The organism is Brevundimonas vesicularis (assembly GCF_027105095.1).
GTDB classification, from domain to species: domain Bacteria; phylum Pseudomonadota; class Alphaproteobacteria; order Caulobacterales; family Caulobacteraceae; genus Brevundimonas; species Brevundimonas vesicularis_E.
The window spans coordinates 1,181,365-1,206,873 of sequence record NZ_CP114278.1 but is presented as its reverse complement, the minus strand read 5'-3'; the positions used below and the strand labels follow the sequence as shown (position 1 = coordinate 1,206,873).

28 protein-coding genes and 1 tRNA gene are annotated in these 25,509 nt (G+C 67.3%); 13 read left to right on the top strand and 16 right to left on the bottom strand.

Annotated features, from left to right (window positions below; genetic code table 11):
* Positions 1-132: 132 nt before the first annotated feature.
* The 4 genes from O2K97_RS05940 to O2K97_RS05925 are packed head-to-tail and all read left to right on the top strand — an operon-like array spanning position 133 to position 2,725.
* Positions 133-669, top strand: coding sequence for a TenA family transcriptional regulator (locus O2K97_RS05940; RefSeq protein ID WP_419466090.1), 537 nt, complete (start codon positions 133-135; stop codon positions 667-669).
* Positions 659-1,411 carry an SDR family NAD(P)-dependent oxidoreductase gene (locus tag O2K97_RS05935; RefSeq protein ID WP_269220830.1) on the top strand — a complete coding sequence of 251 codons (753 nt, stop codon included), beginning with the start codon at positions 659-661 and terminating at the stop codon, positions 1,409-1,411. Before O2K97_RS05940 ends, O2K97_RS05935 begins: the two co-directional genes overlap by 11 nt.
* A 25-nt stretch (positions 1,412-1,436) precedes the next feature.
* Positions 1,437-2,084, top strand: coding sequence for a tetratricopeptide repeat protein (locus tag O2K97_RS05930; RefSeq protein WP_269220829.1), 648 nt, complete (start codon positions 1,437-1,439; stop codon positions 2,082-2,084).
* Between the two features lie 11 nt (positions 2,085-2,095).
* The gene (locus O2K97_RS05925; RefSeq protein ID WP_269220828.1) at positions 2,096-2,725 is read left to right on the top strand and encodes a methyltransferase family protein; all 630 of its coding nucleotides are present in this window, start codon (positions 2,096-2,098) and stop codon (positions 2,723-2,725) included.
* Positions 2,726-2,758: 33 nt separating this feature from the next.
* Here the strand turns inward: O2K97_RS05925 and O2K97_RS05920 are convergent.
* The 7 genes from O2K97_RS05920 to O2K97_RS05890 all read right to left on the bottom strand — a co-directional run bounded on the left by O2K97_RS05920 (position 2,759) and on the right by O2K97_RS05890 (position 8,195).
* A tRNA-Leu gene (locus O2K97_RS05920) sits at positions 2,759-2,845 on the bottom strand.
* Positions 2,846-2,903: 58 nt separating this feature from the next.
* Positions 2,904-4,349, bottom strand: a complete 1,446-nt coding sequence (locus O2K97_RS05915) for a M20/M25/M40 family metallo-hydrolase (protein WP_269220827.1) — start codon at positions 4,347-4,349, stop codon at positions 2,904-2,906.
* A gap of 43 nt (positions 4,350-4,392) precedes the next feature.
* Positions 4,393-4,632 (bottom strand): DUF3297 family protein, encoded by a 240-nt coding sequence (locus O2K97_RS05910; protein ID WP_045810378.1) that lies wholly within the window; start codon positions 4,630-4,632, stop codon positions 4,393-4,395.
* Positions 4,633-4,955: 323 nt separating this feature from the next.
* The gene (locus O2K97_RS05905) at positions 4,956-5,876 is read right to left on the bottom strand and encodes a MotE family protein (protein WP_269220826.1); all 921 of its coding nucleotides are present in this window, start codon (positions 5,874-5,876) and stop codon (positions 4,956-4,958) included.
* 17 nt (positions 5,877-5,893) lie between these two features.
* Positions 5,894-6,475, bottom strand: coding sequence for a DUF6468 domain-containing protein (locus O2K97_RS05900; protein WP_055754138.1), 582 nt, complete (start codon positions 6,473-6,475; stop codon positions 5,894-5,896).
* Positions 6,475-7,518, bottom strand: a complete 1,044-nt coding sequence (gene fliM / locus O2K97_RS05895) for a flagellar motor switch protein FliM (RefSeq protein ID WP_017504455.1) — start codon at positions 7,516-7,518, stop codon at positions 6,475-6,477. Before fliM ends, O2K97_RS05900 begins: the two co-directional genes overlap by 1 nt.
* 2 nt (positions 7,519-7,520) lie before the next feature.
* Positions 7,521-8,195 carry a flagellar basal body-associated FliL family protein gene (locus O2K97_RS05890; RefSeq protein WP_269220825.1) on the bottom strand — a complete coding sequence of 225 codons (675 nt, stop codon included), beginning with the start codon at positions 8,193-8,195 and terminating at the stop codon, positions 7,521-7,523.
* A gap of 179 nt (positions 8,196-8,374) precedes the next feature.
* On the opposite strand from O2K97_RS05890, the gene flgF reads away from it, so the two are divergent.
* From flgF to O2K97_RS05855, 7 genes are all read left to right on the top strand, one after another.
* Positions 8,375-9,115 carry a flagellar basal-body rod protein FlgF gene (gene flgF / locus O2K97_RS05885; protein ID WP_269220824.1) on the top strand — a complete coding sequence of 247 codons (741 nt, stop codon included), beginning with the start codon at positions 8,375-8,377 and terminating at the stop codon, positions 9,113-9,115.
* Between the two features lie 14 nt (positions 9,116-9,129).
* Positions 9,130-9,918: a flagellar basal-body rod protein FlgG gene (gene flgG, locus O2K97_RS05880; RefSeq protein ID WP_112862478.1), complete on the top strand. Its 789-nt coding sequence runs from the start codon at positions 9,130-9,132 to the stop codon at positions 9,916-9,918.
* A 10-nt stretch (positions 9,919-9,928) separates the two neighbouring features.
* Complete coding sequence (locus O2K97_RS05875; protein WP_419466089.1) at positions 9,929-10,537, top strand: flagella basal body P-ring formation protein FlgA; 609 nt, start codon at positions 9,929-9,931, stop codon at positions 10,535-10,537.
* A 12-nt stretch (positions 10,538-10,549) separates the two neighbouring features.
* Complete coding sequence (gene flgH / locus O2K97_RS05870) at positions 10,550-11,272, top strand: flagellar basal body L-ring protein FlgH (protein ID WP_269220823.1); 723 nt, start codon at positions 10,550-10,552, stop codon at positions 11,270-11,272.
* A 142-nt stretch (positions 11,273-11,414) separates the two neighbouring features.
* Complete coding sequence (locus O2K97_RS05865; protein WP_112862481.1) at positions 11,415-11,843, top strand: hypothetical protein; 429 nt, start codon at positions 11,415-11,417, stop codon at positions 11,841-11,843.
* A gap of 11 nt (positions 11,844-11,854) precedes the next feature.
* Complete coding sequence (locus O2K97_RS05860) at positions 11,855-12,355, top strand: hypothetical protein (protein WP_269220822.1); 501 nt, start codon at positions 11,855-11,857, stop codon at positions 12,353-12,355.
* Positions 12,356-12,404: 49 nt separating this feature from the next.
* Positions 12,405-14,192: a DUF885 domain-containing protein gene (locus tag O2K97_RS05855; protein WP_269220821.1), complete on the top strand. Its 1,788-nt coding sequence runs from the start codon at positions 12,405-12,407 to the stop codon at positions 14,190-14,192.
* A 163-nt stretch (positions 14,193-14,355) separates the two neighbouring features.
* Here O2K97_RS05855 and O2K97_RS05850 read toward each other — a convergent pair whose 3' ends face one another.
* Genes O2K97_RS05850 through cysG form a run of 5 tightly spaced genes read right to left on the bottom strand, consistent with a single transcriptional unit; the run spans position 14,356 to position 19,777 of the window.
* Positions 14,356-15,354, bottom strand: coding sequence for a cysteine synthase A (locus tag O2K97_RS05850; RefSeq protein ID WP_184278824.1), 999 nt, complete (start codon positions 15,352-15,354; stop codon positions 14,356-14,358).
* A 35-nt stretch (positions 15,355-15,389) separates the two neighbouring features.
* Complete coding sequence (locus O2K97_RS05845) at positions 15,390-16,466, bottom strand: phosphoadenylyl-sulfate reductase (RefSeq protein WP_269220820.1); 1,077 nt, start codon at positions 16,464-16,466, stop codon at positions 15,390-15,392.
* Positions 16,453-18,120, bottom strand: coding sequence for a nitrite/sulfite reductase (locus O2K97_RS05840; protein ID WP_269220819.1), 1,668 nt, complete (start codon positions 18,118-18,120; stop codon positions 16,453-16,455). The genes O2K97_RS05845 and O2K97_RS05840 overlap by 14 nt, the downstream gene beginning before the upstream one ends.
* Positions 18,120-18,395, bottom strand: a complete 276-nt coding sequence (locus O2K97_RS05835; protein ID WP_269220818.1) for a DUF2849 domain-containing protein — start codon at positions 18,393-18,395, stop codon at positions 18,120-18,122. The genes O2K97_RS05840 and O2K97_RS05835 overlap by 1 nt, the downstream gene beginning before the upstream one ends.
* Positions 18,392-19,777, bottom strand: a complete 1,386-nt coding sequence (gene cysG / locus O2K97_RS05830) for a siroheme synthase CysG (RefSeq protein WP_269220817.1) — start codon at positions 19,775-19,777, stop codon at positions 18,392-18,394. Before cysG ends, O2K97_RS05835 begins: the two co-directional genes overlap by 4 nt.
* Before the next feature lie 123 nt (positions 19,778-19,900).
* Here cysG and gcvA point away from each other — a divergent pair, with 123 nt between their 5' ends.
* Complete coding sequence (gene gcvA, locus O2K97_RS05825; protein ID WP_017504469.1) at positions 19,901-20,830, top strand: transcriptional regulator GcvA; 930 nt, start codon at positions 19,901-19,903, stop codon at positions 20,828-20,830.
* Between the two features lie 46 nt (positions 20,831-20,876).
* Positions 20,877-21,608: an NYN domain-containing protein gene (locus O2K97_RS05820; protein ID WP_269220816.1), complete on the top strand. Its 732-nt coding sequence runs from the start codon at positions 20,877-20,879 to the stop codon at positions 21,606-21,608.
* Between the two features lies 1 nt (position 21,609).
* Here the strand turns inward: O2K97_RS05820 and dxs are convergent, their stop codons facing one another.
* The 4 genes from dxs to O2K97_RS05800 all read right to left on the bottom strand — a co-directional run bounded on the left by dxs (position 21,610) and on the right by O2K97_RS05800 (position 25,498).
* On the bottom strand, positions 21,610-23,523 hold the full coding sequence (dxs, locus tag O2K97_RS05815; RefSeq protein WP_269221109.1) for a 1-deoxy-D-xylulose-5-phosphate synthase: 1,914 nt from the start codon (positions 23,521-23,523) through the stop codon (positions 21,610-21,612).
* Positions 23,524-23,580: 57 nt separating this feature from the next.
* A complete protein-coding gene (locus tag O2K97_RS05810) occupies positions 23,581-24,456 on the bottom strand; it encodes a polyprenyl synthetase family protein (RefSeq protein WP_269221108.1) in 876 nt (291 codons plus the stop codon).
* A 79-nt stretch (positions 24,457-24,535) separates the two neighbouring features.
* Positions 24,536-24,787 (bottom strand): exodeoxyribonuclease VII small subunit, encoded by a 252-nt coding sequence (locus tag O2K97_RS05805; RefSeq protein WP_269220815.1) that lies wholly within the window; start codon positions 24,785-24,787, stop codon positions 24,536-24,538.
* A gap of 48 nt (positions 24,788-24,835) precedes the next feature.
* A complete protein-coding gene (locus tag O2K97_RS05800; protein WP_269220814.1) occupies positions 24,836-25,498 on the bottom strand; it encodes a histidine phosphatase family protein in 663 nt (220 codons plus the stop codon).
* Between the last annotated feature and the right edge of the window lie 11 nt (positions 25,499-25,509).

Here is a 25,509-nt window from a genome sequence, read left to right as displayed (position 1 = left end):
TTTGAAACCCTGGTCGCCGCGACCGCAACCGAGCGGGCCGCCTTCGCCGCCATCCCCCAGATCAGGGACGGTCTGGCCGGCCGCATCAGCCGCGACACCTACGTCGCCTATCTGGCCCAGGCCTATCACCACGTGCGCCACACCGTGCCGTTGATGCAGGCCGCTCGGGCGCGGCTGGACGATGATCACGCCGTCTTCAAGGCCGCGCTCGACGACTATATCGCCGAGGAAACCGGCCACGAGCAGTGGATTCTGAACGACATCCGCGCCGCCGGCGGCGACCCCGATCAGACCGTGGATAACGGCCCGAACATCGCGACCGAACTGATGGTGGCCTATGCCTATGACACCATCCAGCGCATCAATCCGATGGCCTTCTTCGGCATGGTCTATGTGCTGGAAGGCACCAGCATCCAGCTGGCCAGCGTCGGGGCGGAGGCCGTGCAACAGAGCCTCGGCCTGCCGCCCGCCGCCTTCACCTATCTGATCTCTCATGGGGCTCTGGATCAGGATCATATCCTGTTCCTCAAGCAACTGCTGGACGGGGTGTCGGACGCCGACGACCGCGCCGCCATCGTCCACATGGCCAAGGTGATGTTCGGCCTGTTCGGCGGGGTCTTCGCCTCCATCCCCCACATCGCAGCGCGGGAGACGGTCGATGCAGTTTGAGGATCGCAACATCTTGGTCACCGGCGGCTCCGGCGCCTTGGGGCGTCGCGTGGTCGAGCGGATCGAGCGCGAGGGCGGTCGGGTTACGATCGTCGCTCGCGCGCCGGTGGCGGGCCATCACACCCTGGTGGGCGATCTATCGACCCCGCAGGGCCTCGACAGCGTCGCCGAACAGGCCCGCGTCCGCGCCTGGGACATTCTGATCAATATCGCTGGCATCCAGCATTTCGGCCCGCTGGAGCAGCAGACGCCCGAGCATCTGCTGGCGACCTATATGGTCAATCTGGTCGCGCCGGCGCGTCTGGCCCAGGCCGTCCTGCCCGGCATGAAGGCGCGCAAGCACGGCCAGATCGCCAACGTCGGCTCCATTTTCGGCTCGATCAACTTCGCCCACTTCGCCAGCTATTCCAGCGCCAAGGCCGGGATGCGGGCGCTCAGCCAATCGCTGCGCCGCGAACTGGCCGGCACGGGCATCGGCATCACCTATGTCGCGCCCCGCGCAGTGGCTACGCCGTTCAACTCCGCCAAGGTCGACGAATATGCGCGCCTGACCGGCATGGCTGTCGACGATCCGGACCCGATCGCCAACCGCATCGTCGCCGCCATCCGCTCAGATCGGCGCGACGTCTACCTCGGCTTCCCCGAAAGCCTGTTCGTCCGCCTCAACGCCTTGGCGCCCAGCCTGATCGACGGGGCCCTGAAATCCAACGACCTGAAGGCCCGCGCCCTGTTCGCTGGCTGAATCACAGAAAAAGGAGAGACACGCCATGAAGACCGCCCTGTTCGCCCTGGCCCTGATGGCCGCCCCCCTGACGGTCGCCTCCGTCGCCCATGCCGATGCCTGCGATGACCGTGCGCGCGGTCTCCAGCAGTCGTGGGACCATGTGAATTTCGAGGTCCCGCAAGGCGTTCGAATGGCGGAAATGGCGCGGCTGAACACCCAGGCCGACGCCGTCGTGGCCCAATGCCCCAACCGCGCCGAACCTCTGGTCTGGGACGCCATCATCACCGCTTCGGAAGCGGGATTGAAGGGCGGCATCGGCGCCCTGGGCCTCGTGCGTGAGGCGCGCACCGAACTGGAACAGGCCGAGCGGATCAATCCGCGCGCGCTGAACGGCTCGGTCTATGTCAGCCTCGGTTCGCTCTACGCCCAGGTGCCGGGCGCCCCGATCGGTTTCGGCAACCGCCAGCGCGCCCGAGACTACCTCCAGCGTGGTCTCGCCATGGCGCCCAACGACGTCGACGCCAACTTCTTCATGGGCGATCTGCTGGTGCGTGAACACGACTGGCACGGCGCCGCCCGCTATCTACAGAAGGCTATCGACGCCCCCGCCCGTCCCGGTCGCGCCGTCGCCGACCGCGGTCGCAAGGCCGAGGCCCGCGCCCTGCTCGTCCGTGCCCAGCAGCATCACTGAACAGACCCGCCATGAGCCCTGTTCCCCCCGCCCTTTCTCTCGACGTCGTTCAACGCCGTCGCAAATGGTTCGCCGGTCTTGTTCTGCTGGCCCTCATCGCCCTGACCGCCGGCGTCCGCTCGGTCGCCGCCTTCGACGGCGAATGGCATGAGGGCGTCGAGGCCCTGGGCCTGGGCGCGATCATCATCGCCATCGTCGGCCGCGCCTGGTGCTCGCTCTATATCGGCGGACGCAAGAAGGCCGAGATCGTCGATCGCGGCCCCTATTCGATCACGCGCAACCCGCTGTATGTCTTCAGCTTCATCGGCGCCTTCGGCGTCGGCGCCCAGACCGGCAGCGTGACCATCGGCGCGATCTTCGCCGTGGCGACCTTCCTGGTCTTCCTGCGCACGGTCGGTCGCGAAGAGGCCTGGCTGGCCGAACATTTCGGCGCGCCCTATGCCGCCTACTGCGCCCGCACGCCGCGCTTCCTGCCCAAGCCCGCTCGCTGGCGTGACGCTGACGAACTAACCATCCGTCCCGCCTTCTTCGTCCGCACCCTGCGCGACGGCCTGGTCTTCCTTGCCGCCATCCCCGTGATGGAAGGCATCGAGCACCTGCAATCGTCGGGGTTGATCGGCTTTCCGATCAGCCTGTTCTGATCGGCGCTTCGATTGGATCTGATGCATCTTGAATGGTGCGGGCGGCCGGGCTTGAACCGGCAAGGACTTTCGTCCGGCAGATTTTAAGTCTGCTGCGTCTACCAGTTTCGCCACGCCCGCAGCCCGGTCTGGCCCGGTTCGGCTCCTATAGACGGAACCGGGCCGGGTCTCCAAGTCGTCAGCGTGTCGGGGTCGCTGGCGTGGTCGCGGGCTTCATCGCCCGGAAGTCCACGTCGGAATCGGCGATCAGCCACAGAAGGCCCGCCCAGGCGGCGACGTTCTGGTTTAGTTGCGCCGGATCGATCTTGTCCAGCGTGTCGTTGGCGGTGTGGTGCAGGTCGAAATAGCGGGTTCCGTCCTGGGCCAGGCCGAAGAAGGGCACGCCCAGCGGGCCCATTGGTCCGACATCGACGCCGCCTTCGGTCTCGACGCGATCGGAGGCCAGGACGCCGATCGGATAGAGGACGCGGGTCGCGGCCTTCTGGAAGTCCGAGCCTTGCGCGCCGGCGGGCAGGCGCAGGGCATAGACGCGGTCGGCGCCGAAATCGCTCTCGCCGGCGATGATGTGCTTGTCCAGCGCCGCGCCCTGGCCGCGCGCGTAGACGCCGCCGCCGTTGCCGGTCTGGGCGGTCGGCTGGGCCACTTCTTCCGAACCGTAGAAGATGACGCGTAGGGTGCGGGCCGGGCGGCGGCCGCTGTCGGCGATGGCCTTGGCGGCGGCGATGGTGATGGCGCCCCCCGCCCCGTCGTCGATGGCGCCGGTGCCCAGGTCCCAGCTGTCCATGTGCGACCCCAGGACGATGATCTCGTCGGGGCGCGTGGCGCCCGGCAGATCGCCGATCACGTTCTGGCTGGTGGTGCGATAGGTGCGGGCGGTCGAGGTCAGGCGCATGCGCACCGGCTGACCGAGGGCGACTAAGCGACTGACCTGATCGGCGTCGGGCGCGGCCAGGGCGAAGGCGGGAATGGTCGGCTTTCCGTCGACATAGCGGGTCGTGCCGGTGTGAGGCATCCGGTCCTCGTCAGAGCCGACCGAGCGCATGACGAAGGCCGCCGCGCCCTTGGCCGCCGCCACGCCGGGGCCGGCGCCGCGCACGCGGGTCTGGGGACCATAGCCCGAGCCGTCCTGCATCGGGTCCATTTGGCCCAGATCGACATAGACGATCTTGCCGCGGACGGCGGCCTCGGGCGCGGCCTGCAGGTCTTCGAAGGTGGAGAAGCGCACGATCTCCGCCTCGACGCCGCCCCTCGGCGTGGCCGGCGAGTGGCCCAGGGCGGCGGCGACCAGGGCCTGGGCGTTGTCACCGACGATGGCGGCCGAGCTTTCGCCCCGCTCCCAGCCGACCAGCGGGAACTCTTCAATCCGGACGTTCTGGAAGCCGTTGGCGCGCAGATAGTCGGCGGCCCAGGCCGCGGCCTGCTGTTCGGAACGTGAACCCGCCGGGCGCGCGCCGAACCGCGTCGTCAGCTGGGTGACATAGTCCATGGCGATGTTCGAACGCATCGCGGCGTCGCGCACCACGATCGCCTGCTGCACCGTCGCCGCATCCTGAGCCTTGGCCGCCGGGATAAACGCGACAAGACCCAGGGCGACGGCGCTGGCGGTCAGCAGACGGATGGACATAGGCAGGCTCCGGATTCAGATGAGAGCCGGACCCTAGGTAGGTTCAGTCGTTCTGGAAATAGGGTTCGACCGGACCCTGCAGTTTCACGGTCAGGGCCTTGCCCTTGCGATCCACGCGGTTGCCGAGCGCCAGACGCACCCAGCCTTCGGACACGCAATATTCCTCGACATTGGTCTTCTCTTCGCCCTTGAAGCGAATGCCGACGCCGCGTTGCAGGACCTCGGCGTCGTGATGCGGGCTGGACGGGTCGACCGAAAGACGATCGGGGGGCGTGTCGGACATGGCGTTGGTCGGGCTCAGATCTCGGGAAGGCGCGGTGATAGACGCGCTGGCGCGCCCTGCCAATCCGAAACCGGGCCAAACCGGGCTCGAAGACCTTTAGGGCAGCAGGTGATAGTGTTGGGCGACGGCGGCCATCATCACGGTTCCGACCGCCGGAACGGCGAGTATGAGCGTTCGGCGCAAGCAGTGCGCGACGTAAAGCAGTTCGCCGATCATGGCGCGGATCCTCGATGTCATCGCTCTCTGACGGAGCGTTCGAAGATCATTGGTCAAAGTATTTTCACTGTCGAGACAAAACGTCCTCCCAGAGATGACACTTAACGTTACTGCACAGTTTGCCGGGGCTGGGCGTTGGGGGCGGCTGACGGCTGATAGGCCTGCGGGCCGGTCGCAGCGGGAGCAGTCGCAGGCGCGGCGGCGGGACGACGCGCCGGGGTCGCGGCCGGGCGAGCCGCCGGTCGCGCAGCGGGACGGTTGGCGGCCGGGCGCGGCGTCGGACGGGTCGTCGGGGCGGCGGCGGGCTGAGCCGTCGGTGTCGCGGGCGGGGTCGTCGCGGCAGGCGCTGCAGCGGCAGGCGCCGCGGCCGGAGGGGGCGTGGCTTCGGCGGCGGCGGCGCGGGCGGCCATCTGTTGAGCTTGGAAGCGGGCGGCCAGCTTTTCGGTCAGCTCCTTGGCCTGCGGCGCGCTCATCTGGGCCATGATGGCGGCCAGGGTGCGCGGACGCATGGCGGCGGCGACCGGCAGGCGCACACGGTCCTCCAGCGCGGCCATGACCGGAGCGGCCTCCTTGGGGCGCATGGCGGAATAGACCTGAACCAGACGGTCGATCTCGGCCTTCTCGCGCTCGTCGACCTGGCCGAGCATCTGCTTCATCTCGGCCTTCAAGGCTTCCAGCGCCTTGACCTTGGCGTCCAGCTTCTGCTCGGCGGCGACCATCAGCGGCAGGGTGGTGGCGAAGTCCTGATCACGCGCGTCCAGCGCCGCGCGACGCTGCGACAACGACTGGATGATCTTCAGCTCGGCCGGCGAAATCCCCGCCTGCTGGGCCAGTTGTTCGGGAGACAAGGCGGAACAGGTGCCGGGCAAAGCTGGCTTGGGCGGCGCGCCGGCCGCAGCGGGAACCGCCTCCTCGGCCCAGGCCTTGGCCCCGTCGAAAAGGCCAGGCGCGACGCCGACGGCGCGCACGGCGACGACCCCGCCGATGGCGATGGCGATCAGGGGCAGGATGCGGGGAAGGCGGGCCATGAAATGGGGTTCCGAACTCAGGCGGCGAACAGGTCGTCGTCGAGATTACGACGCGCGGCGTTGAGGCTTTGTTTGGCGGAATGGTTAGCGGAGCGTCCGGCGGTCAGGGCCTGAACGATCGCGGCGACATTGTCGCGCCCGGCGGGCGCAGCCGCTTCATTGCGACGGTTCGAAGAGGGACCGGCCAGTCCCTGGATGCGTTGAGCAAGGGCCGCCATGCGCTCGGCCCGCTCCTCGTCTTCGGTCGCGGCCAGGGTCGGAGCGAGGGCGACCGGGGGCGCGCGGCGGACGGCCTCTTCCTCGACGATCCGCGCCGGCGCCACGGCCGGCGCGCGGGCAATAAGGGTTTCCAGCTGGGCCTTGACCTCACGCGCCTTGATGATCCGGTCGTGAAGCAGGTCCGTTTCCTGGCCCGAGGCGCGAAGGGTGGCCAGCGCGTTTTCGGCGCGGCCAGCGGCGGCATTCAGTTCGGTGACGGCCTGGGCGAAGGCCAGCTGTCCGGCGCGCAGGGCGGCCAGCTTGCGTTCCAGCTTGATGCCGTAGCCGACCGCCGCGATCAGCAGCACCATCAGCACGCCGTCCATGATCATTCCGGCCATCAGACGTTCACTCCCAGGCGGGCGGCGACTTCCGGATTGACCGGTCCTTCGACGCGTATGGCGATGTGCTGGCCCTTGCGACCCATGCGGCCTGTGGTCAGCGGAATGGAGCCGGCGCGGATCGAAACCTCGGAATCCGGCGTGGCGTTCAGCATCATCGTGTCGCCGACCTTGAGGTTCAGCACGCTGGACAGAGGCATTTGCTGTTCGTCCAGGACCGCGCGGACTTCGGTTTCGGTCGTCCAGATCTCGGTGGCCAAGTGGCCTTCCCAAATGTTGTCGCGGCCGAACTTCTCGCCCATGAACTGCTGCAGCAGCATCTTGCGGATCGGCTCCAGCGTCGCATAGGGCAGCAGCAGTTCGATACGACCGCCGCGATCCTCCATGTCGATCCGCAGCTTGATCAGGATGGCGGCGTTGGCGGGCCGCGCGATGGCGGCGAAGCGCGGGTTGGTCTCCAGCCGGTCCAGGTTGAAGTGGACCGGGGTCAGCGGCTCGAACGCCTGGCGGGCGTCGTTCAGCACAACCTCCACCATCCGCTGCACCAGCACCCGCTCGATGGTCGTGTAGGGCCGGCCTTCGATGCGCAGCGCCGCCGTGCCGCGACGACCGCCCAGCAGCACATCGACGATCGAATAGATCAGGTTGGAATCGACCGTCAGCAGGCCGTAGTTGTCCAGCTCCTCGGCGCGAAACACCGCCAGGATGGCCGGCAGCGGGATTGAGTTCAGATAGTCGCCGAACCGGATCGACGAAATATTGTCCAGGCTGACTTCGACGTTGTCGGAGGTGAAGTTGCGAAGGCTGGTCGTCATCAACCGCACCAGGCGGTCGAACACGATCTCCAGCATCGGCAGACGCTCGTAGCTGACGAGCGCGGAGTTGATGATGGCCCGGATACCCGAGCGTTCTGAACCGTCGTCGTCGCCCAGGTCGAAGCCCAGCAGACTGTCGATCTCATCCTGGTTCAGGACGCGTTCGGACAGGGCGTCTCCGGGATCGCCCAGACCGCCGAACGGATCGAGTTGCGCCGCGTCGGTCATGCCTATTGCACCAGCATTTCTTCGATCAGCACGGCGTCGACCTTGCCCGGAGCGGCGATCAGATTGACGCGGCGCAGGATCTCCGCGCGCAGCTGATAGGTGCCGGCAGAGCCGCTGAGGTCCTCAGGGCGCAGTTCGCGCACGAAGCCGGTGAACATGTCCTGCAAACGCGGCATCTCTTCCTGCAGATGGGTCGCCACCTCGGCGTCCTGCATCTCCAGGGTCAGCTTCAGCTTCAGGAAGGTCGGACGGCCGTCGGGCGACTGAATGTTCATGACCATGTCGGGCAGGGTGTAGAAGGTGACGCCATCCGGCCCCGCGGCGATGACGCCCAGCGCAGGATCGGCCTCGCCCTCCTTGCCGCCGCCGCCGTGACCGCCGCCTTCCTTCTTCTCTTCCTTGCCCTCGGCCTTCTTGTCGGCCTTGTCTTCTCCGTGGCCGGCTTCGGCCTCGGCGCCATGCGCTTCTGCAGGCTTGGGCTTCAGCATGAAGAAGGCGGCCGCGCCCCCACCGCCCAGCACCAACAGGGCGACCGGCGCGATGATGAACAGCAGCGGGATCTTCTTTTTCTTGGGCGCGGCGGCGTCGCCCTCGGCGGCTTCACCTTCGGTCACAGCCGGCAGATTGGCGTCGGCGTCGGCCGCAGGCGCACCCTTCTTCTTGCCGAACTTGAACATGCGCGCGCCCCGGAGACTCTCTCATGGCGAGGATCGTCCGGTTTGGTTAACGCGACGTTTACAATGGGCAGGATTTGCCGGGTCGGAAGCGACCCGATCCCGCTCAACCCCGCATTCCGCCTGAATTAACCCTGTTGGCACGGCCGTTGCGAGGGCTGAGGCGAAGGAGCACGCCTCTCGTGGAAAACGCCGCCTATATCGGACTGTCACGCCAGATGACGCTGCGTCGCGAACTCGACATCGTGGCCAACAACGTCGCCAACGCCAACACCACCGGCTTCAAGGTCGAGCAGCTGATGCTCGGAACCGAGATCGGTCAGCGAGCGCGCAACGACTCGATCCGCCCGTCGGCCAGCTTCGTGCTGGACAATGGCGTCGGTCGCGACTTCGGCCAGGGTTCGATGCAGCAGACCGGCCGCTCGCTGGACTTCGCCATTTCCGGCGAGGGCGCCTTCTTCACCGTGCGTGATGGCGCCAACGGCGAGGCCTACACCCGGGACGGCGCCTTCACCCTGGACCCGGAAGGGCGTCTGACGACCAAACAGGGTCAGGCCGTCCTGGGCGGCGGCGCGGAGATCGTGCTGGACCCTGCGCTCGGCGCGCCCAGCGTCGGCGCCGACGGCACCATCACCCAGAACGGACAGGTCACTGGCCGACTGTCGGTCGTGCGTTTCGATACGCTGGGCGTGCTCGAAAAGGGCGGCGACAGCCTCTACCGCAATAACTCCAACGCCCAGCCGATCGAGGCCGCCGACGCCCAGGTTCATCAGGGCTCGCTGGAGTCTTCCAACGTCAATCCGTTGATCGAAATCACCAATCTCGTCGAAATCAGCCGCGCCTACGAGAGCATTTCCAAGCTGCTCGAAAACACCACAGACCTGAGCCGCCGCGCCGTCGAGCGCCTCGGCAAGGCCGCTTAAGGGAGAGCCGGAACATGCGCGCTCTGAGAACCGCAGCCTCGGGCATGGCGGCCCAGCAGTTGAACGTGGAGGTCATCTCCAACAACATCGCCAACATGAACACGGTGGGCTTCAAGAAGCAGCGCGCCGAGTTTCAGGACCTGCTCTACCAGAACGTCGAACGCATGGGGGCCCAGTCCTCGGCCTCCGGCACCGTGGTTCCGACCGGCATCCAGATCGGCGCGGGCGTCAAGGCCGGGGCCGTCTATCGCGTCACCGAACAGGGCACGCCGCAGATCACCGGCAACCCCTATGACATGGCCATCGACGGCAAGGGCTATTTCCAGATCAGCCTGCCCTCAGGCGAAAAGGCCTACACCCGCGCCGGCAATCTGCAGGTCAATCCGGAAGGCCAGATGGTGACCGACGACGGCTATCTGCTGGAGCCGGCGATCACCATCCCGCAGGACGCGACCAAGGTGTCGATCTCCAAGACCGGCCTAGTTCAGGTGACCCAGGCCGGACAGCCCGCACCGACCACGGTCGGGCAGATCGAACTGGCCAGCTTCTTCAACGAAGCCGGCCTGGAAGCCATCGGCGACAACCTGTTGCTGGAAACCGCCGCGTCCGGGCCGGCGATCGTCGGGACGCCCGGCGATGCTGGTTACGGACAGATCATGCAGGCCTACACCGAGGCGTCGAACGTGGACGCGGTGGCGGAGATCAGCGCCCTGATCGTCGCGCAACGCGCCTATGAGATGAACTCCAAGGTCATCAGCACCGCCGACCAGATGCTGTCGGTCGCCTCGCAAGTGAAGGGCTAGGGCGATGACCATGATCCGTTCTCTGTTGCTCGCCGCCGCCGTCAGCGCCTTCGCCGGCGCCGCCCTCGCCAATCCGGTCGTGCTGCGCGCCAACCCCGTGGACGACGACGGTCGCGTCACCTTGGGCGACATCTTCGAGGGCGCGGGCGCTGCGGCCAATGTCGCCGTCGCCGAACGCGTCGGTCCCTCGGTCGTGCTGGACGCCGGTCAGCTTCAGGCCCAGGCCCGTCAGGCGGGCCTGGACTGGAGCAATCCGAACGGCCTGCGCCGCGTCGCCGTGCGTCGTTCCGCCGGACCCGTTCAGACCCTGGCTGAGGCCGCGCCGACGGACGCCGCCCAGGCCGTCCAGCCCATCGCCCGCGCCGCCTATCGCCCCGGCGCCGCGCCGCAGGTCATCGCCCGCAACGACATGGTGCGCGTCACCTATCAGGTCGGCGGCGTGAACCTAGCCGTCATGGGCAAGGCCATGCGCAGCGCCGGTCTGGGCGAGCCGGTCGCCATCATGAACACCACGTCCAACCGCGTCATCGACGCGGTCGCCTCGGGTCCCGGCCAAGCCATCGCCGGCCCCGGCGCCGACATGGCCCGCGCCAATCTCCAACAGTTCGCCGCCCGCTAGGGAATCCAAGTCATGCGTAAAGCCGTCCTGATCCTCGCCGCCCTCGCCCCGCTCGCCGCCTGCTCGACCGTCGCCGACACGGTGCGCGGTCCGGAACTGGCCCCCATCGGCTATCCCGCCGCCCTGATCCCGGCGCAGCAGGCCTATCTGCCAGCGCGCGAGACCGCGCCGGCCAGCGCCAACAGCCTGTGGCGCACGGGCGCCCGCACCTTCTTCGGCGACCAGCGCGCGCGGCATATCGGGGACATCCTGACGGTCAAGATCGACATCGACGATCGCGCCCAGACCCAGAACTCGACCCAGCGCTCGCGCTCCAACGATATCAATGCCGGCGTCAGCAACCTGTTCGGCCTGGAAAGCAGCCTGGGCCGCGCCTTCCCCGGCGGCTTCGATCCGTCGAAGATGGTTGGCATGGAAGGCGATCTGAAGTCGTCGGGCAACGGTTCGGTCACCCGCGCCGAGAAGGTGTCGCTGACCATCGCCGCCGTCGTCACCGACGTCCTGGCCAACGGCAATCTGGTGATCCAGGGACGGCAGGAAGTGCGCACCAACCGCGAGGTCCGCGAACTGACCGTCGCCGGCATCGTCCGCCCCGAGGACATCTCATCGGCCAACGCCATCAACCACACCCAGATCGCCGAGGCGCGCATCTCCTACGGCGGTCGTGGCGACGTCAGCCGCGTCCAGGCCCCACCCGTCGGTCAAGCGCTGGCGGAACGCTTCAGCCCGTTCTGATGCGCGCTGACCCTGCGGGTTGAACTGCGGACGGATAACCGCGTTCAGAGGAAATGCGGTCGTCCGATCTCTTGCGGTCACAGCCGCGGCTGACGACATTGAAGGCGACGCGGCGCTGCGCGTCGTCGGCGGGGGCTGACACATGATGCTGATTCTCTCCGCCCTGATGGCGGCCGCGATACAGACTGCGCCCGCCTCAGGCTGGACCTGGAGCCTGTACGAGGGCGAGGGACCGATGGTGCTGGCCAACGACATCCCCGACACCGCCAGCCTGCGCGCCACGCTGCAATGCCTGCCGGGTTCGGGCGCGGTCTCGGTCGCGGTCTATGGCGGGGATGCATCCGCCGGCTTTGCGCGCATCACCTCGGGCGGGTCGACGGCCACCAGCGAGGCCCGCGTCGGGCGTGGCGGCAAGCTGGAGACGGCGATCCCCGTCGACCACCCCGCCTTTTCCGCCTTCGTCGCGAACGGCCGGATGACAATCGCCGTCGGCGACGACGCCAACACAATCACCGTCGAACGTCCGCACATGGCCAAGCTGCGTCGCTTCGCCGATCGCTGCGCCGGCTAAGGAACTCACGCATGCGTCTTCGATTGATATCAGCCTTGATCGCCATCTCGGCTCTCGCAGCTTGCGCGACCCAGGCCCCGATGCCCGCAGCCGGCTCGGCAGCGACCGCATCGGCGCCCCCGCCCACGCCCGGTTACGACTGGTTCCTGAACACCGATGGGCAGGAGGCCATGCTGGCCTACGGCGTCGCCAACAGCGACGAGATCAAGCTGAAACTGGCCTGTCAGGCCGGATCAAGCGCACTGGAACTGACGGCCTCGAGCGACAAGCCGGGCCGCGAAATCTACTTGGAATCCGGCGGCGACACCGAGCGCTATCGTGCCGCATCTGAGCCAGCCGTCGTGCATGACGGCGAACTGCTGACGGCGCAGGCCAAGACCAAGGATCCGGTCTTCCAGCGCTTCCGACGTCTGGGCTGGATCGCCGCCTGGGCTGACGACGAACGTCACGTCTATGTCGCCCATCCCGCCGCAAAGGTGCAAATCGAGCGGTTCTTCACCGTCTGCGGTTGACGCATGGGCTCCGCTCGGCTTGCGTGCCTCTCCTGACAGGAGGGGCGTCATGAAGATTTCTTATCTGGCTATCGCAGCCATGCTTGCGGCTGCATCGCCGATCGCGGCCATCGCCCAGACGCCGCCAGCCGCCATGGCAACCGCCCCGGCAGACGCCGCGCTGAACGCGGTCATCGCTGACTACGAGACCTATCTGAAGTCGGTCGATCCGATCTCGGCCAGCGGAGAGGGCGATGTGGAGGCGATGGGGCGGGTGCCTGACCTGTCGCGCGAATTCGAACTGGCCCAGCGCGAGCCGCTGGAAGGGTTCGTGCGACGGTTGGCGGCCATCGACCCGGCAAGTCTTTCCCACACCGGCAGCATCAACCACGCCTTCCTGCTCTATACGCTCAACCGTAGTCTCGAAGGGCTGGATTATGACACCAGCCGCTTGGCCTTTGACTCCGAAGGCGGCCCTGGAACCTGGGCGCTCTACGTCGGCGGCAGCACGCGACTGAACTCCGTCGCGGAGGCCGAGGCCTATATCAAACGTGTCCGCGGCTTCGGCCAAATCTACGCCCAGACGACCGCCAACGCCCGCCGCGGCCTGGACACCGGCCTGGTCCAGGCCCGGTCCGTGACCGAAAGCGCCCGGACGCTGGCGCGAAACGATGTGGCGATCAAGTCGGACGCCGAGCCGCTGCTGAAGCCCCTGTCGACCCTGCCCTCGACCGTGTCTCAGGCTGACAAGGATCGCCTGACCGCAGCGGCGACGGCGGCGGTTTCGGAAACGATCCTTCCCGCACGCCGGGCCTGGCTGGCCTTCCTCGAGAGCGACTATCTGCCCAAGGCGCCAGTCCAGCCGGGCATCGGCAATCGGCCCGACGGCAAGGAACTCTACGCCTATCTGGTGCGCGGCCACACGACGACCGACCTGACGCCGGACCAGATCCACCAGATCGGCTTGGACGAGGTCGCGCGCATCCGCGCGCGCATGGATGTGGAGATGAAGGCGTCGGGCTGGAGCGGCGACTTCGCCGGCTTCCTGAACTTCCTGCGCACCGACCCTCAGTTCTATGCGACCAGCCGCGAGGCCCTGTTGCAGCAGGCGTCGGAGATGGCCAAGCGTGCGGATGGCGGCCTGCCGCCCCTGTTCGCCACCCTGCCCCGCCTCACTTATGACGTGCAGCCCGTGCCGCCGCAGATCGAGGAAAACTACACCACCGGCCGCTACAACGGCGGTTCGATGCAGAACGGCGTTTCGGCCCATTATATCGTCAATACGTCCAAGCTGGATCAGCGTCCGCTGTACGAGTTGCCCGCCCTGACCCTGCATGAGGCCGTGCCGGGCCACCACCTCCAGATCGCCCTGCAACAGGAGGCGCCCGGCCAACCCTATTTCCGCCGTCAGGCCAATGTCAGCGCCTATACCGAGGGCTGGGGCCTGTATGCCGAATATCTGGGCGAGGAGATGGGCTTCTACCGCACGCCTTACGAGCGGTTCGGCCGGCTGTCCTATGAGATGTGGCGCGCTTGCCGACTGGTCGCGGACACCGGCCTGCACTGGATGGGCTGGACCGAGGAACAGGCCCGCGCCTGTTTCCGCGACAACTCGGCCCTCGCGCCCCACAACATCGAGACCGAACTTCAGCGCTACATCGGCTGGCCCGGCCAGGCCACGGCCTACAAGATCGGCGAAATCCGCCTTCGCGAGATCCGGGCGCGGGCCGAACGGGAGCTGGGGCCGAAGTTCAACATCCGCACCTTCCACGACGCCCTGCTGGTCGAAGGCCCGCTGCCGCTGGCGTTGTTGGACCAGCGGATGGACGCCTGGATCGCGGAGCAGAAGGCGAAGTAACCAAACCTGTCTCCTCCCCGCTTTGCGGGGAGGTGGCGCGGCGCTTCTTCAGCGCCGTGACGGAGGGGTTCTGCACCGCATCGCAAATGTCTGTGGGCCTTCGAGCACCCCTCCACCGCTTCGCGGTCCCCCTCCCCATTTCATGGGGAGGAGACTTTGCGGCTTACGCCCAATCCGGCTCCGGCAAACCTTTCGACCGCAGGAATTCCGGGTTGAACAGCTTGGACGCATAGCGCGAGCCGGGATCGCATAGGCAGGTCACGATGGTCTTGCCTGGCCCAAGCTCGCGCGCCAGCCGCACCGCGCCGGCGATGTTCACCCCCGCCGATCCGCCCAGCGATAAACCTTCGTGCTTCACCAGGTCGAACAGGATCGGCAGGAACTCCGCATCCTCGATCCGATAGGCGTAGTCGGGTTTGAAGCCTTCCAGATTGCCGGTGATGCGGGCCACGCCGATGCCCTCGGTGATCGACGATCCCTCGCCCGTCATCTCGCCCTTGGTGAACCAGTTGAACATGGCCGCGCCTGCTGGATCGGCCAAGGCGATAGTCACATCCGGCTTCTGTTCGCGGAGGTAGGCGCCGACGCCGGCGATGGTCCCGCCCGAACCGACGGCCGACACGAAGGCGTCGATCTGACCGTTTGTCTGCGTCCAGATTTCGGGGCCGGTCGTGTTGTAGTGGGCCTCGCGGTTGGCGGTGTTGTCGAACTGATTGGCCCAGATGGCGCCGGCCTCTTCGCTGTCGTTCAGTTCGGCGGCCAGACGCCCGGAATAGTGGACGAAGTGGTTCGGGCTGGAAAAGGGTGCGGCGTCCACCTCGACCAGGCGGGCGCCCAGCGAACGGATGGCGGACTTCTTCTCTTCCGACTGGGTGCGCGGAATGACGATGACGACCGGATGACCCAAGGCGGCCCCGACCAAGGCCAGGCCGATGCCGGTGTTGCCGGCCGTGCCCTCGACGATCGTCCCGCCAGGTTTCAGCGCGCCCGACGCCCGCGCGCCCTGCACGATCGACAGGGCCGCGCGATCCTTGATCGAACCGCCGGGATTCAGAAACTCGGCCTTGCCCAGGATTTCGCAGCCCGTCGCCTCGGACAGGCGGTTCAGGCGCACCAGCGGCGTATTGCCGATCAGGTCGATGACGGATGACGTAGCGGACACGGTGAGGCTTTCAGGCGAGGTCGAAACAGGGCGGATCAGGCGGCGGCCTGACGTTGCCCTAAGTGGATGCCGCACTCGACCTTGTCCATGCCCGACCAACGTCCGGCGCGGGCGTCTTCGCCCTCCTGGACCGCGCGGGTGCAGGGCCAGCAGCCGATGGATCGATAGCCTTGCTCGACCAGCGGATGACGCGGCAGATCGTTCTCCTCCAGCCAGGCCTCGACGTCGGCGGCGTCCCAGTTCGCCAGCGGATTGATCCGCAGCACCCCGTCCAACACCTCGAACGGCTTCAGCTTCGCCCGCGTCGCGGCCTGGTAGCGTTTCCGTCCGGTGATGAGCGCATTGAACCCCGCCGTCGCCCGCGCCAGCGGCCGCACCTTCCTCAGGTCGCAGCAGGCGTCGGCGTCGGTCTTCCAAAGGTCGGCGCGCGCATCCAGCGTCGCCTTCTCGCCCGCATCCGGCGTCACCAACCGCACGTCGGTCAACCCCAGCGCCTTGGTCAGTTGCGTGCGATAGGACAGCGTCTGGAGGAAATGCTGGCCTGTCTCCAGAAACACCACCGGCACTGTCTTGTCCTCGCCAGCGATGATGTCCAGCAGGGCGGCGGACTCGGCGCCGAAGGACGAGATGGCGCCGACCCGCAGGCCCAGCGCCGGATCCAACGCCGCCTTTAGGATTTCGGACGCGTCCCTGCCCGCCGTCTCACGGTTCAGCCGATCCGCCAGGGCGTCCAGATCGCGGTCGTTGGACGCCGCACGCCGCCGCTGCCAGATCGTCGGTGTGGGATCGACGGCGGGCTGGTAGGCGCCGCTGAACGCTCGGTCCATCCGCTCCCAGGCGGCCGGATCCGCACCCTCGGCCAGTTCCACCGCATCGAAGCCCGAACGCCGCAGGTGTCGCGCCTGATCCGGCAGCACCTTACCCGCGGCGATCAGACGCCCTCTGTAACCGCGCTCCCGCAGCACCGCCGCCAGCGAGAAGCCGCGCCCGTCGCGAAAGGCGTCGAACTCCAACACCAGCGTGTCTTCGCTTGCGGCGGCCGCCTCGACAGCCTCCAGCGGGGTCGTCACCGACAGGCGCAACCCGTTCTGTATGCCCTCAAGCCGTTGCATCGAGCGTCTCATAAATGGCGTCGCGGAAGGGATCGGGTCCGACGCGGCGCACCGTGTCAATGAACCGCTCGCCGTCCGTGCGGATTTGCAGATAGCGGTCGAGGGTCCGCTGGATGGCCGGCGCGACCTCGTCTGCCGGCAGGCTCTTGCCGACGATATCTCCCAGCGCCGCCTGTTCGTCGGGCGAGCCGCCGACGGTGATCTGATAGTATTCCTCGCCCTTGCGATCGACGCCCAGGACGCCGATGTGGCCGACGTGGTGGTGGCCGCAGGCGTTGATGCAGCCGCTCATATTGATCCGGACCGGCCCCAGTTTCTCCTGATAGTCGAGATCGGCCAGACGCTTGGACAGGGCCTGGGCCACCGGGATCGACCGGGCGTTGGCCAGGCTGCAATAGTCCAAGCCGGGGCAGGCGATCACGTCCGTCGCCAGATCGGCGTTGGCCGTGGCCAGCCCCGCCTCCCGCAACGCCCGCCAGACCGTCGGCACGTCGTCCAGCTTCACATGCGGCAGGACCAGGTTCTGCTCATAGGCGGCGCGCAGTTCGTCGAACGAATAGCGCTCGGCCAAATCCGCCACCGCGTCCATCTGGTCAGCCGTGATGTCGCCGGGCACGCCCCCGACCGGCTTCAGCGACACCACCACCGAGGCGTAGCCAGACTGGCGATGACGGCGGACGTTGTTGCGGGCGAACCGGGCGAAGTCGGGATCGGCCAGCAGGGCGCGGTCGAATGGGGCGCTGGTCTTGGGCAGGGCCTCGAACAACGGCGAGGCGAAATAGGCCTGAATGCGCGCGGCCTCATCCTCGGGGATGCGCAGATCCTCACGGCGCAAGGTGTCGTAGTGTTTGTCCACCTCCTCGCGGAAGGCCTCGATGCCCAGCGAGGCGACCAGGATCTTGATCCGCGCCTTGTGGATGTTGTCGCGCCGCCCCAGCAGGTTCCAGGCCCGTAGAATGGCGGTCAGATAGGCCAGAAGGTCCGCCGCCGGGACCGCCCGGGCGATCTCCTGACCTATATGCGGCAGACGCCCCTGCCCGCCGCCAACGAAGACGCGGAAGGCCGTTCCACCGTCTTCGCCCTTCACGATCTGCAGGCCGACGTCGTGGGTGCGGATCGCCGCCCGATCCTTCTCCGCCCCGATCACCGCGATCTTGAACTTGCGCGGCAGGAAGCTGAACTCCGGGTGGATGGTCGACCACTGGCGGATGATCTCGCACCAGGGGCGCGGATCCTCGATCTCGTCGTCGGCGGCGCCGGCGAAGACGTCTGTCGTGGTGTTGCGGATGCAGTTGCCGCTGGTCTGGATGGCGTGCATCTCGACATCGGCCAGGTCGCTGAGGATCGCCGGCAGGTCGGTCAGGGCCGGCCAGTTGTACTGGATATTGCAGCGGGTGGTGAAGTGACCGTAGCCCTTGTCGTAGGTCCGCGCGATATGGGCCAGCCGGCGCAACTGACGGCTGCTCATCACGCCATAGGGAATGGCGACGCGCAGCATATAGGCGTGAAGCTGCAGATAGACCCCGTTCATCAGCCGCAGCGGCTTGAACTCGTCCTCGGTCAGGGCGCCGGATGCGCGCCGCGCTACCTGGTCCGAGAATTCCTCAACCCGTTCACGCACCAAGGCGTGGTCGAACTCGTCATAGCGATACATCAGCCCACGCCTCCGACGACGCTGTGACCGACGGTCGGCCCGGCCGAGCGGATGCGCTCCTTAAGCCGGTCGCGGCCTGACGGAGTACGGTCCTGAACCTCGAACAGATAGGGGTTCACAAAGACGTCCGGACGCCCAGCGACATCAGCCAGCACGACCTCGGCCGCCGTATCGTCCAGCACCAAAGCCTGATCAATGTGCTCGACCGGCTGGTTGTCGACGCCTGCAAAGATGACGCGACCGTCCGACAGGCGGTTTGCGGTGACGATCTTCACGCCGCGACCTCCGCTCGAACATCCAGTTGAGCTGCCGACAACGCCGCCGTTTCGCCGACGAACAGCAGGGCCGGGCCGGTCAGGTCGGCGCCGCGCACCATGGCGCCCAGCCCATCCAGTCGCCCGGTCAGAACCCGCTCGTCCGGGCGGCTGCCGTTCTCGACAATGGCGACGGGCGTCGAGGGCGAACGCCCCGCCGCGATCAGGCGCGCAGCCGTCTCCTCGGCTCGGTCCGACCCCATGTAGATTGCCAAGGTGTGATTAGGGCCCGCCAATCGCATCCAGTCCGCCTCGACGCCGCCCGGCTTGGCCTGGGCTGTGACGAAGGTCACCGCTTGGGCGTGATCGCGATGGGTCAGGGGAATGCCCGCCGAGGCCGCGCAGGCCAGGGCCGCCGTCACGCCAGGCACCACGAAGACCGGAACCCCTGCCGCCCGCATCGCCTCCAGCTCCTCGCCGCCACGCCCGAAGACGAAGGGATCTCCGCCCTTCAGCCGCACCACCCGATGTCCGGCTCGCGCCTCCTCGATCATCAGGGCCTCGATCTGATCCTGCGGCACCGAATGCTCGCCGCGCGCCTTGCCGACATACAGACGCTTGGCGTCGCGCCGCGCCCGCTCCAGCACCGCCTCGGGCACAAGACGGTCGTGGATGATGACGTCGGCATCCTGCAACACCCGCAGCGCCTTCAGCGTCAGCAGTTCGGGATCGCCCGGCCCGGCGCCGACGATATGGACCACGCCCGTCTCCGGCGCGTCGACGTTCAGCAGGCGCAGCATCTCGCGCCGCGCCTCGGCCGTCCGACCTTCCGCCGCCAGCGTCGCAGCCGGACCCCGAAAGGCTTTTTCCCAGAAGCGCCGACGCGCCATGAAGTCCGGAACGCTGGCCTTGACCGTATCGCGCAGTTCGCGCGCCATCCGCGCCACATTCGCTAGTCCGGCGGGCAGAACGGCCTCGATGGCGGTGCGGATGTCGCGGGCCAGGATGGGCGCCGAACCGCCGGTCGCCACGCCGATCACCACCTCGTCGCGGTCGATCAGGGCCGGGGTCTGGAAATCGCTCAGATGCGGCTTGTCCACCACATTAACCTGGGCGCCCGCCGCCCGCGCGAGATCGCCCAGCCGCTTCAGCTCGTCCGGATCATCCAGCGCCATGAACACCAGGCGCGCGCCCGCCAGGTCTTCAGCACCTGGCGAACGCAGTACCGGCTCCGGCGCCGTCAACGGCGTCTCGATCTTGGGGGGCGCGCCGTCGGGCGCGAACCATGCCACCTCGGCCGGCGTGTTCAGGAACAGTCGCAGCTTGGCCAGCGCCGGCTCGCCGCCGCCGATGATCACGATCTTTGCGGCCTCCAGCGGAATGGAGGCGAGGAATACACGCATCGTCTTGCTTTCAGGGCCGTCGGGAGAGGAAAAAGGAACGACGGCAGGCGCGAACCTTCGTCTTCCCCGTCCAGAGCCGCAAACCAGATTGCCTTTGTCTCGCTGATAGGATTTCTATCCGCGATGGCCCGTCCTTTGCTCCCGCTCAACGCCCTGCGCGCCTTCGAGGCCGCCGCGCGGCATCTGAATTTCTCTCGCGCCGCCGACGAACTGTCGGTGACCCCCGGCGCGGTCAGCCAGCAGATCCGCCTCCTGGAAGACATCGTCGGCGGGCCGCTGTTCGTGCGCGAGGCGCGGGGCCTGCAACTGACCGATCTGGGCCGCTCCTCCGTGCCGCTGCTGCGCGAGGGGTTCGAGCGACTGATGGACGCCTCGGCCCTGTTGCGCGAACCGCCGCGTCGCAAACAGGTGTCGATCAGCGTGGCGCCCGGCTTCGCCTCCAAATGGCTGATGCCGCGCATGGACGACTTCCACACCGCCCATCCCGAGATCGAACTGTGGATCTCGGCCGACATGGAGCCGGCGGACCTGAGCGAGGGCAAGGTCGATCTGGCGGTGCGCTACGGTCCCGGCGACTATCCCGGCCTGACGGTCGATCGGCTGATGACCGAAACGGTGCTGCCGGTTTGCGCCCCATCGCTGATGGACGGCGACAAGCCGATCCGCAAACCCGCCGACCTGATCGGACACACTCTGCTGCACGACATGTCCAACGACGGCGATCCCAGCCGCCCGGACTGGGCCATGTGGCTGAAGGCGCGCGGCATTCGCCATCCCGACCCGCGTCGGGGCTCGCGCTTCAACCAGTCGGGTCTGTTGATCGAGGCCGCCATATCGGGGCGCGGCGTGGCCTTGGCGAAACGGACCCTGGCCCAGGCGGACCTGGCGTCAGGGCGACTGGTCGCGCCCTTCCCTGACGGGTCCGAGGCGGTCGGCTTCGCATACTATGTCGTCCAGCCCCGCGACCGGCCGCCCTCGCCCAGCGCGACCGCCTTCGTCGGCTGGCTGAAGAAACAGGCCGTGGATCACGACAATACGATGGGTCAGTTGTAGGGTCCGTTTCACCGCAGACTGACGGCGCAGGAAAAGGACATCCGCCATGGCTGACGACAAGGCCCCTCGCCTCGCGGTCCTGATCGATGCGGAGAATGCTTCCGCCCGCATCGCAGAGGCGCTGTTCAGCGAAATCGCCACCTTGGGCGAGGCCTCGGCGCGACGCATCTACGGCGACTTCGCCAGCCCGCAGATCGCCGGCTGGACGCGGGTCCTGGCCCGTTTCGCCATCCAACCGCAGCAGAATTTCGCCAACACAAAGGGCAAGAACTCGGGCGACATAGCCTTGGTCATCGATGCGATGGACCTGCTGCATTCCGGGAGGTTTGACGGCTTCTGCCTGGTGTCTTCCGACGCCGATTTCACCCGACTGGCGGCGCGCATCCGCGAGGAAGGCGTCGACTTCTACGGATTCGGCGAGCAGAAAACGCCCGAAAGCTTCCGTCAGGCCTGCACGCGTTTCATCTATACAGAGAACCTGATTGCGCCGGTTCCGGTCGACGCCGGCGCCAAATCGCCCGTGGCCGAGGCGCCGGCGACCAAGCGCAAGCCATCCGAAGCGGCGCGACTGATCGCGGCCATCATCGCCGACATGGACGAGGACGGCGACGGCTGGGTGGCGGTGGGCGGTATCGGCAATCGGCTGCGCAACGCCCATCCCGACTTCGACCAGCGCACCTACGGCTACGCCAAGCTGTCGGACCTGATCCGCGCCACCGGCCGGTTTGAGGTGGAGACCGGCGAGCGCGGGGCGATGCGGATCCGCGACCGGGCCTGATCTACGCTCTAGCGGCCTGGCTCACCGACACGCCCAAGGCCTGAAGCGCGGCGGCGGTGATGTGTTCGGCGTTCAGGCCGGCCTGGGCGTACATGGCCATCGGCGCATCCTGGTCCTGGAAGACGTCGGGCAGGTTAAGGGTGCGGATCTTGAGTCCACCATCCAGCGCGCCCTTTTCGGCCAGCAGTTGCAGCACGAAGGCGCCGAAGCCGCCCATGGCGCCTTCTTCGACCGTGATCAGGGCCTCATGCTCGCGCGCCAGACGCAGGATCAGATCGGCGTCCAGTGGCTTGGCGAAGCGGGCGTCGGCGACGGTGGCCGACACGCCCTTGGCGGCCAGCATGTCCGCCGCCTTCAGCGATTCCTGCAGACGGGTGCCCAGGCTGAGAATGGCGACCGAAGTCCCCTCGCGCACAATCCGGCCCTTGCCGATCTCAAGCGGAGCGGCCAGTTCCGGGATCTCCACGCCCACGCCGTCGCCGCGCGGATAGCGGAAGGCGCTGGGCCGATCGTCGATGGCCAGGCTGGTCGAGATCATCGCCGCCAGCTCAGCTTCGTCGGCTGCGGCCATCAGCACCATGCCGGGCAGCGCGCCCATGAAGCCGATGTCGAACGATCCGGCGTGCGTGGCGCCGTCCGATCCGACCAGACCCGCCCGATCCATGGCGAAGCGCACCGGCAGCGACTGGATCGCCACGTCGTGGACCACCTGGTCGTAGCCGCGCTGAAGGAATGTCGAATAGATCGCGCAGACCGGCTTCATGCCGTCCGCCGCCAGACCGGCCGCGAAGGTGACCGCGTGCTGTTCGGCGATGCCGACGTCATAGGTCCGCTCGGGGAAGGCCTGGCCGAACAGGTCCAGACCCGTGCCCGACGGCATCGCCGCCGTGATCGCCACGATCGACGAATCGACCTTGGCGTGTTTGATCAGCTCGGTTCCAAACACCTTGGTGTAGCTGGGGGCGTTGGAGATGGCCTTGGCCTGCTTGCCCGAGACCACGTCGAACTTGACGACCGCATGGAGTTTGTCGGCGCTGCTTTCGGCAGGAGCATACCCCTTGCCCTTCTGCGTCACGACGTGAACCAGAACCGGGCGGTCCTCGATGGCGGCCGCCTTTTTCAGGATCGGCACCAGATTGTCCATGTCGTGACCGTCGATCGGACCGACGTAATAGAAGCCCAGCTCCTCGAAGAAGGTGCCGCCGGTGACCATGCCGCGAGCGTATTCCTCGGCCTTCTTGGCCGCCTTGCGGAAGGGGCGCGGCAGGTGCTGGGCCACCGTCCTGCCCAGGCGGCGGACGTTCTGATAGGCGCCGCCCGACACCAGGCCGGCGAGATAGGCGCTCATCCCGCCGACCGGCGGCGCGATCGACATGTCGTTGTCGTTCAGAATGACCATCAGTTGGCCGCTGGTCGCCTCGGCGGCGTTGTTCATCGCCTCATAGGCCATACCGGCGGACATGGAGCCGTCGCCGATGACGGCCACGACGCGGTTCTTCTCGCCCTTCTGGTCGCGCGCGGCGGCGAAGCCCAGGGCGGCGCTGATGGAGGTCGAGGCGTGGGCGGCGCCGAACGGATCGTATTCGCTCTCGCTGCGTTTGGTGAAGCCTGACAGGCCGCCGCCCTGGCGCAGGGTGCGGATCCGGTCGCGCCGTCCGGTCAGGATCTTGTGCGGATAGCATTGGTGGCCCACATCCCAGATCAGGATGTCCTTGGGCGTCTCGAACACATGGTGCAGCGCCGTGGTCAGTTCGACTACGCCCAGACCCGCACCCAGATGGCCGCCGGTGACGGACACGGCGTCGATCGTCTCGGCCCGCACCTCCTGCGCCAGCTGTTTCAACTGGGCGATATCGAAGTCCCGCGTGTCGGCGGGCGTCTTGACGGTATCGAGTAGCGGGGTGTCGGGCATCAGCCGTAAAACCTTGGAAAGTCTGGTCGATCAACCCGCAGGTCGTTTCAACGTTTCGTATCAGGACCGGCGCTTTAGCACAAAGTCCACGCTGGCCCTGAGGATTTCGGCCTCGTCGCCGAACGGCTCCAGATGCGAACGGGCCTGGTTTGCGAGATGCGCGACCCTTTGCCGCGCCGCCTCCAGACCCAGCAGGGTGACGAAATTGGTCTTGCCGAGAGCCGCGTCCTTGCCCCCGGCCGCCTTGCCCATTTCCTCGGCCGAGCCTTCGGCGTCCAGCAGGTCGTCGACGATCTGATAGGCCAGGCCGACATCGTGGGCGAAGCTGATCAGGGCATGACGGTGTTGGGGCGAGGCGTCGGCGATGATCAGGGGAATTTCGAAGGCATAGGCGAACAGGGCGCCGGTCTTCAATCGCTGCATCCGCGCCACGCCGCCCAGGTCGTCGCGCACGCCCAGCAGATCGATCATCTGACCGCCCGCCATGCCCCGCGCGCCGGACGCCAGCGACAGCCGCGCCGCCAGTTCGCAACGCACGGCCGCATCCTCATGGGTGTCTTCGTGCAGGATGATGTCAAAGGCGGCCGTCTGCAGCGCATCGCCGGCCAGCACCGCCGTCGCCTCGTCATAGGCCCGGTGAACGGTCGGCCGGCCCCGGCGAACGTCGTCGTCGTCCATGCAGGGCAGGTCGTCGTGAACTAGGCTGTAGGCGTGCACGCATTCCAGCGCGCAGGCGGCGCGCAACACAGATCGCTCATCGATGTCGAACAGGCGTGCGGCCTCCAGCGCGAAGAACGGCCGCAAGCGTTTGCCGGGGCCCAGCGCCGCATAGCGCATCGCCTCGGTCAGGCGGGATTCCGGGCCCTCGGCGCGCGGCAGCAGTTCATCCAGCGCGACCGTGACCAGATCGGCGACCTCAGCCACGCGATCGATCACCGCCTGTTCCGGCGAATTCGCGGCGATGACCCGGTTCACGAGAACCGGCTCCAGACCAGGCTCGACGACGATGCAGGGATCATTCGAACGACGCCGCCTCGACGCCCTTGGCCTGGCCGTCGGGGCCGACCACGATCTTTTCAACACGCAACTGAGCCGCCTTCAGCCGCGCCTCGCAATGCGCCTTCAGCTTGGAGCCCTCTTCATAGAGGGCGATCGATTCCTCCAGCGGCGCCTGGCCGGATTCCAGGCGAGAGACGATGGTCTCAAGGCGCTTCAGGGCGTCTTCGAAGCTGAGATCGGCGGGGATGGCGGCGGCGGTGTCGGTCATGGCGCGGACCCTAGAGGCGCGCGCGGGGCGCATCAACGTCAGAAGCGGCTATCGTTTCTCGTAGCGACGCTGCGACCAGTATTTGAAGCCCTGGTTCTGGACCAGCTTCCAGCCGTCGGCCTTCAGCGCGCGCCCGACCATATGGTTGAAATAGCCATGGGCGAAGACCAGCACGTCCTGACCGCTCTCGGCTCGCGCGATCAACTTTTGCGCCGCCTGATCGGCGCGCGCCTCGGCCTGGGCGCGGGTCTCTTGGCCGCCGTGATGATCGAAAGCATGCCACCAGAAACGCGACACCACGCCCCACCATTTGGGCGACAGCTTGATCCATTCCGGGATCGGCGGCGGCGGCAGGGGCGCCTCGATGAACATGACGTCGGCCATGACCTCACGCCCGGCGGCGACCGCAGCGGCGGTTTCCTGGGCGCGCTGACGGGTCGAGGCGTAGATGGCCCCAGCCCCTTGGGCGGCCGCAACCAGTTCGGGCGGCGGGGTCTGGCCGGCCAGCAGGCCGCCGATCTCATATTTCGCCCACCAGTCGCCATACTGGCGCGCAGAGATCAGACACTTGCGCGAAAGGGCCGGCTCACCGTGACGCGTCAGGATGATGGTGCCGGGGCGGACAGCGACAAGCGCGCCGACGGATGGTGCAGCGTCAGGCGGGGACACGGACGGTTCGGTCGAATCGAGGGACAGGGCGGGGGCTGACATGACAAACGGAC

Excerpts from the sequence above, each read along its gene's own strand:
- O2K97_RS05935 (WP_269220830.1), top strand. The coding sequence starts at position 659 with ATGCAGTTTGAGGATCGCAACATCTTGGTCACCGGCGGCTCCGGCGCC.
- O2K97_RS05930 (WP_269220829.1), top strand. The coding sequence starts at position 1,437 with ATGAAGACCGCCCTGTTCGCCCTGGCCCTGATGGCCGCCCCCCTGACG.
- O2K97_RS05925 (WP_269220828.1), top strand. The coding sequence starts at position 2,096 with ATGAGCCCTGTTCCCCCCGCCCTTTCTCTCGACGTCGTTCAACGCCGT.
- O2K97_RS05915 (WP_269220827.1), bottom strand. The coding sequence starts at position 4,349 with ATGTCCATCCGTCTGCTGACCGCCAGCGCCGTCGCCCTGGGTCTTGTC.
- O2K97_RS05910 (WP_045810378.1), bottom strand. The coding sequence starts at position 4,632 with ATGTCCGACACGCCCCCCGATCGTCTTTCGGTCGACCCGTCCAGCCCG.
- O2K97_RS05905 (WP_269220826.1), bottom strand. The coding sequence starts at position 5,876 with ATGGCCCGCCTTCCCCGCATCCTGCCCCTGATCGCCATCGCCATCGGC.
- O2K97_RS05900 (WP_055754138.1), bottom strand. The coding sequence starts at position 6,475 with ATGGCCGGAATGATCATGGACGGCGTGCTGATGGTGCTGCTGATCGCG.
- fliM (WP_017504455.1), bottom strand. The coding sequence starts at position 7,518 with ATGACCGACGCGGCGCAACTCGATCCGTTCGGCGGTCTGGGCGATCCC.
- O2K97_RS05890 (WP_269220825.1), bottom strand. The coding sequence starts at position 8,195 with ATGTTCAAGTTCGGCAAGAAGAAGGGTGCGCCTGCGGCCGACGCCGAC.
- flgG (WP_112862478.1), top strand. The coding sequence starts at position 9,130 with ATGCGCGCTCTGAGAACCGCAGCCTCGGGCATGGCGGCCCAGCAGTTG.
- O2K97_RS05875 (WP_419466089.1), top strand. The coding sequence starts at position 9,929 with ATGATCCGTTCTCTGTTGCTCGCCGCCGCCGTCAGCGCCTTCGCCGGC.
- flgH (WP_269220823.1), top strand. The coding sequence starts at position 10,550 with ATGCGTAAAGCCGTCCTGATCCTCGCCGCCCTCGCCCCGCTCGCCGCC.
- O2K97_RS05865 (WP_112862481.1), top strand. The coding sequence starts at position 11,415 with ATGATGCTGATTCTCTCCGCCCTGATGGCGGCCGCGATACAGACTGCG.
- O2K97_RS05860 (WP_269220822.1), top strand. The coding sequence starts at position 11,855 with ATGCGTCTTCGATTGATATCAGCCTTGATCGCCATCTCGGCTCTCGCA.
- O2K97_RS05855 (WP_269220821.1), top strand. The coding sequence starts at position 12,405 with ATGAAGATTTCTTATCTGGCTATCGCAGCCATGCTTGCGGCTGCATCG.
- O2K97_RS05845 (WP_269220820.1), bottom strand. The coding sequence starts at position 16,466 with ATGCAACGGCTTGAGGGCATACAGAACGGGTTGCGCCTGTCGGTGACG.
- O2K97_RS05840 (WP_269220819.1), bottom strand. The coding sequence starts at position 18,120 with ATGTATCGCTATGACGAGTTCGACCACGCCTTGGTGCGTGAACGGGTT.
- cysG (WP_269220817.1), bottom strand. The coding sequence starts at position 19,777 with ATGCGTGTATTCCTCGCCTCCATTCCGCTGGAGGCCGCAAAGATCGTG.
- gcvA (WP_017504469.1), top strand. The coding sequence starts at position 19,901 with ATGGCCCGTCCTTTGCTCCCGCTCAACGCCCTGCGCGCCTTCGAGGCC.
- O2K97_RS05820 (WP_269220816.1), top strand. The coding sequence starts at position 20,877 with ATGGCTGACGACAAGGCCCCTCGCCTCGCGGTCCTGATCGATGCGGAG.
- O2K97_RS05805 (WP_269220815.1), bottom strand. The coding sequence starts at position 24,787 with ATGACCGACACCGCCGCCGCCATCCCCGCCGATCTCAGCTTCGAAGAC.
- O2K97_RS05800 (WP_269220814.1), bottom strand. The coding sequence starts at position 25,498 with ATGTCAGCCCCCGCCCTGTCCCTCGATTCGACCGAACCGTCCGTGTCC.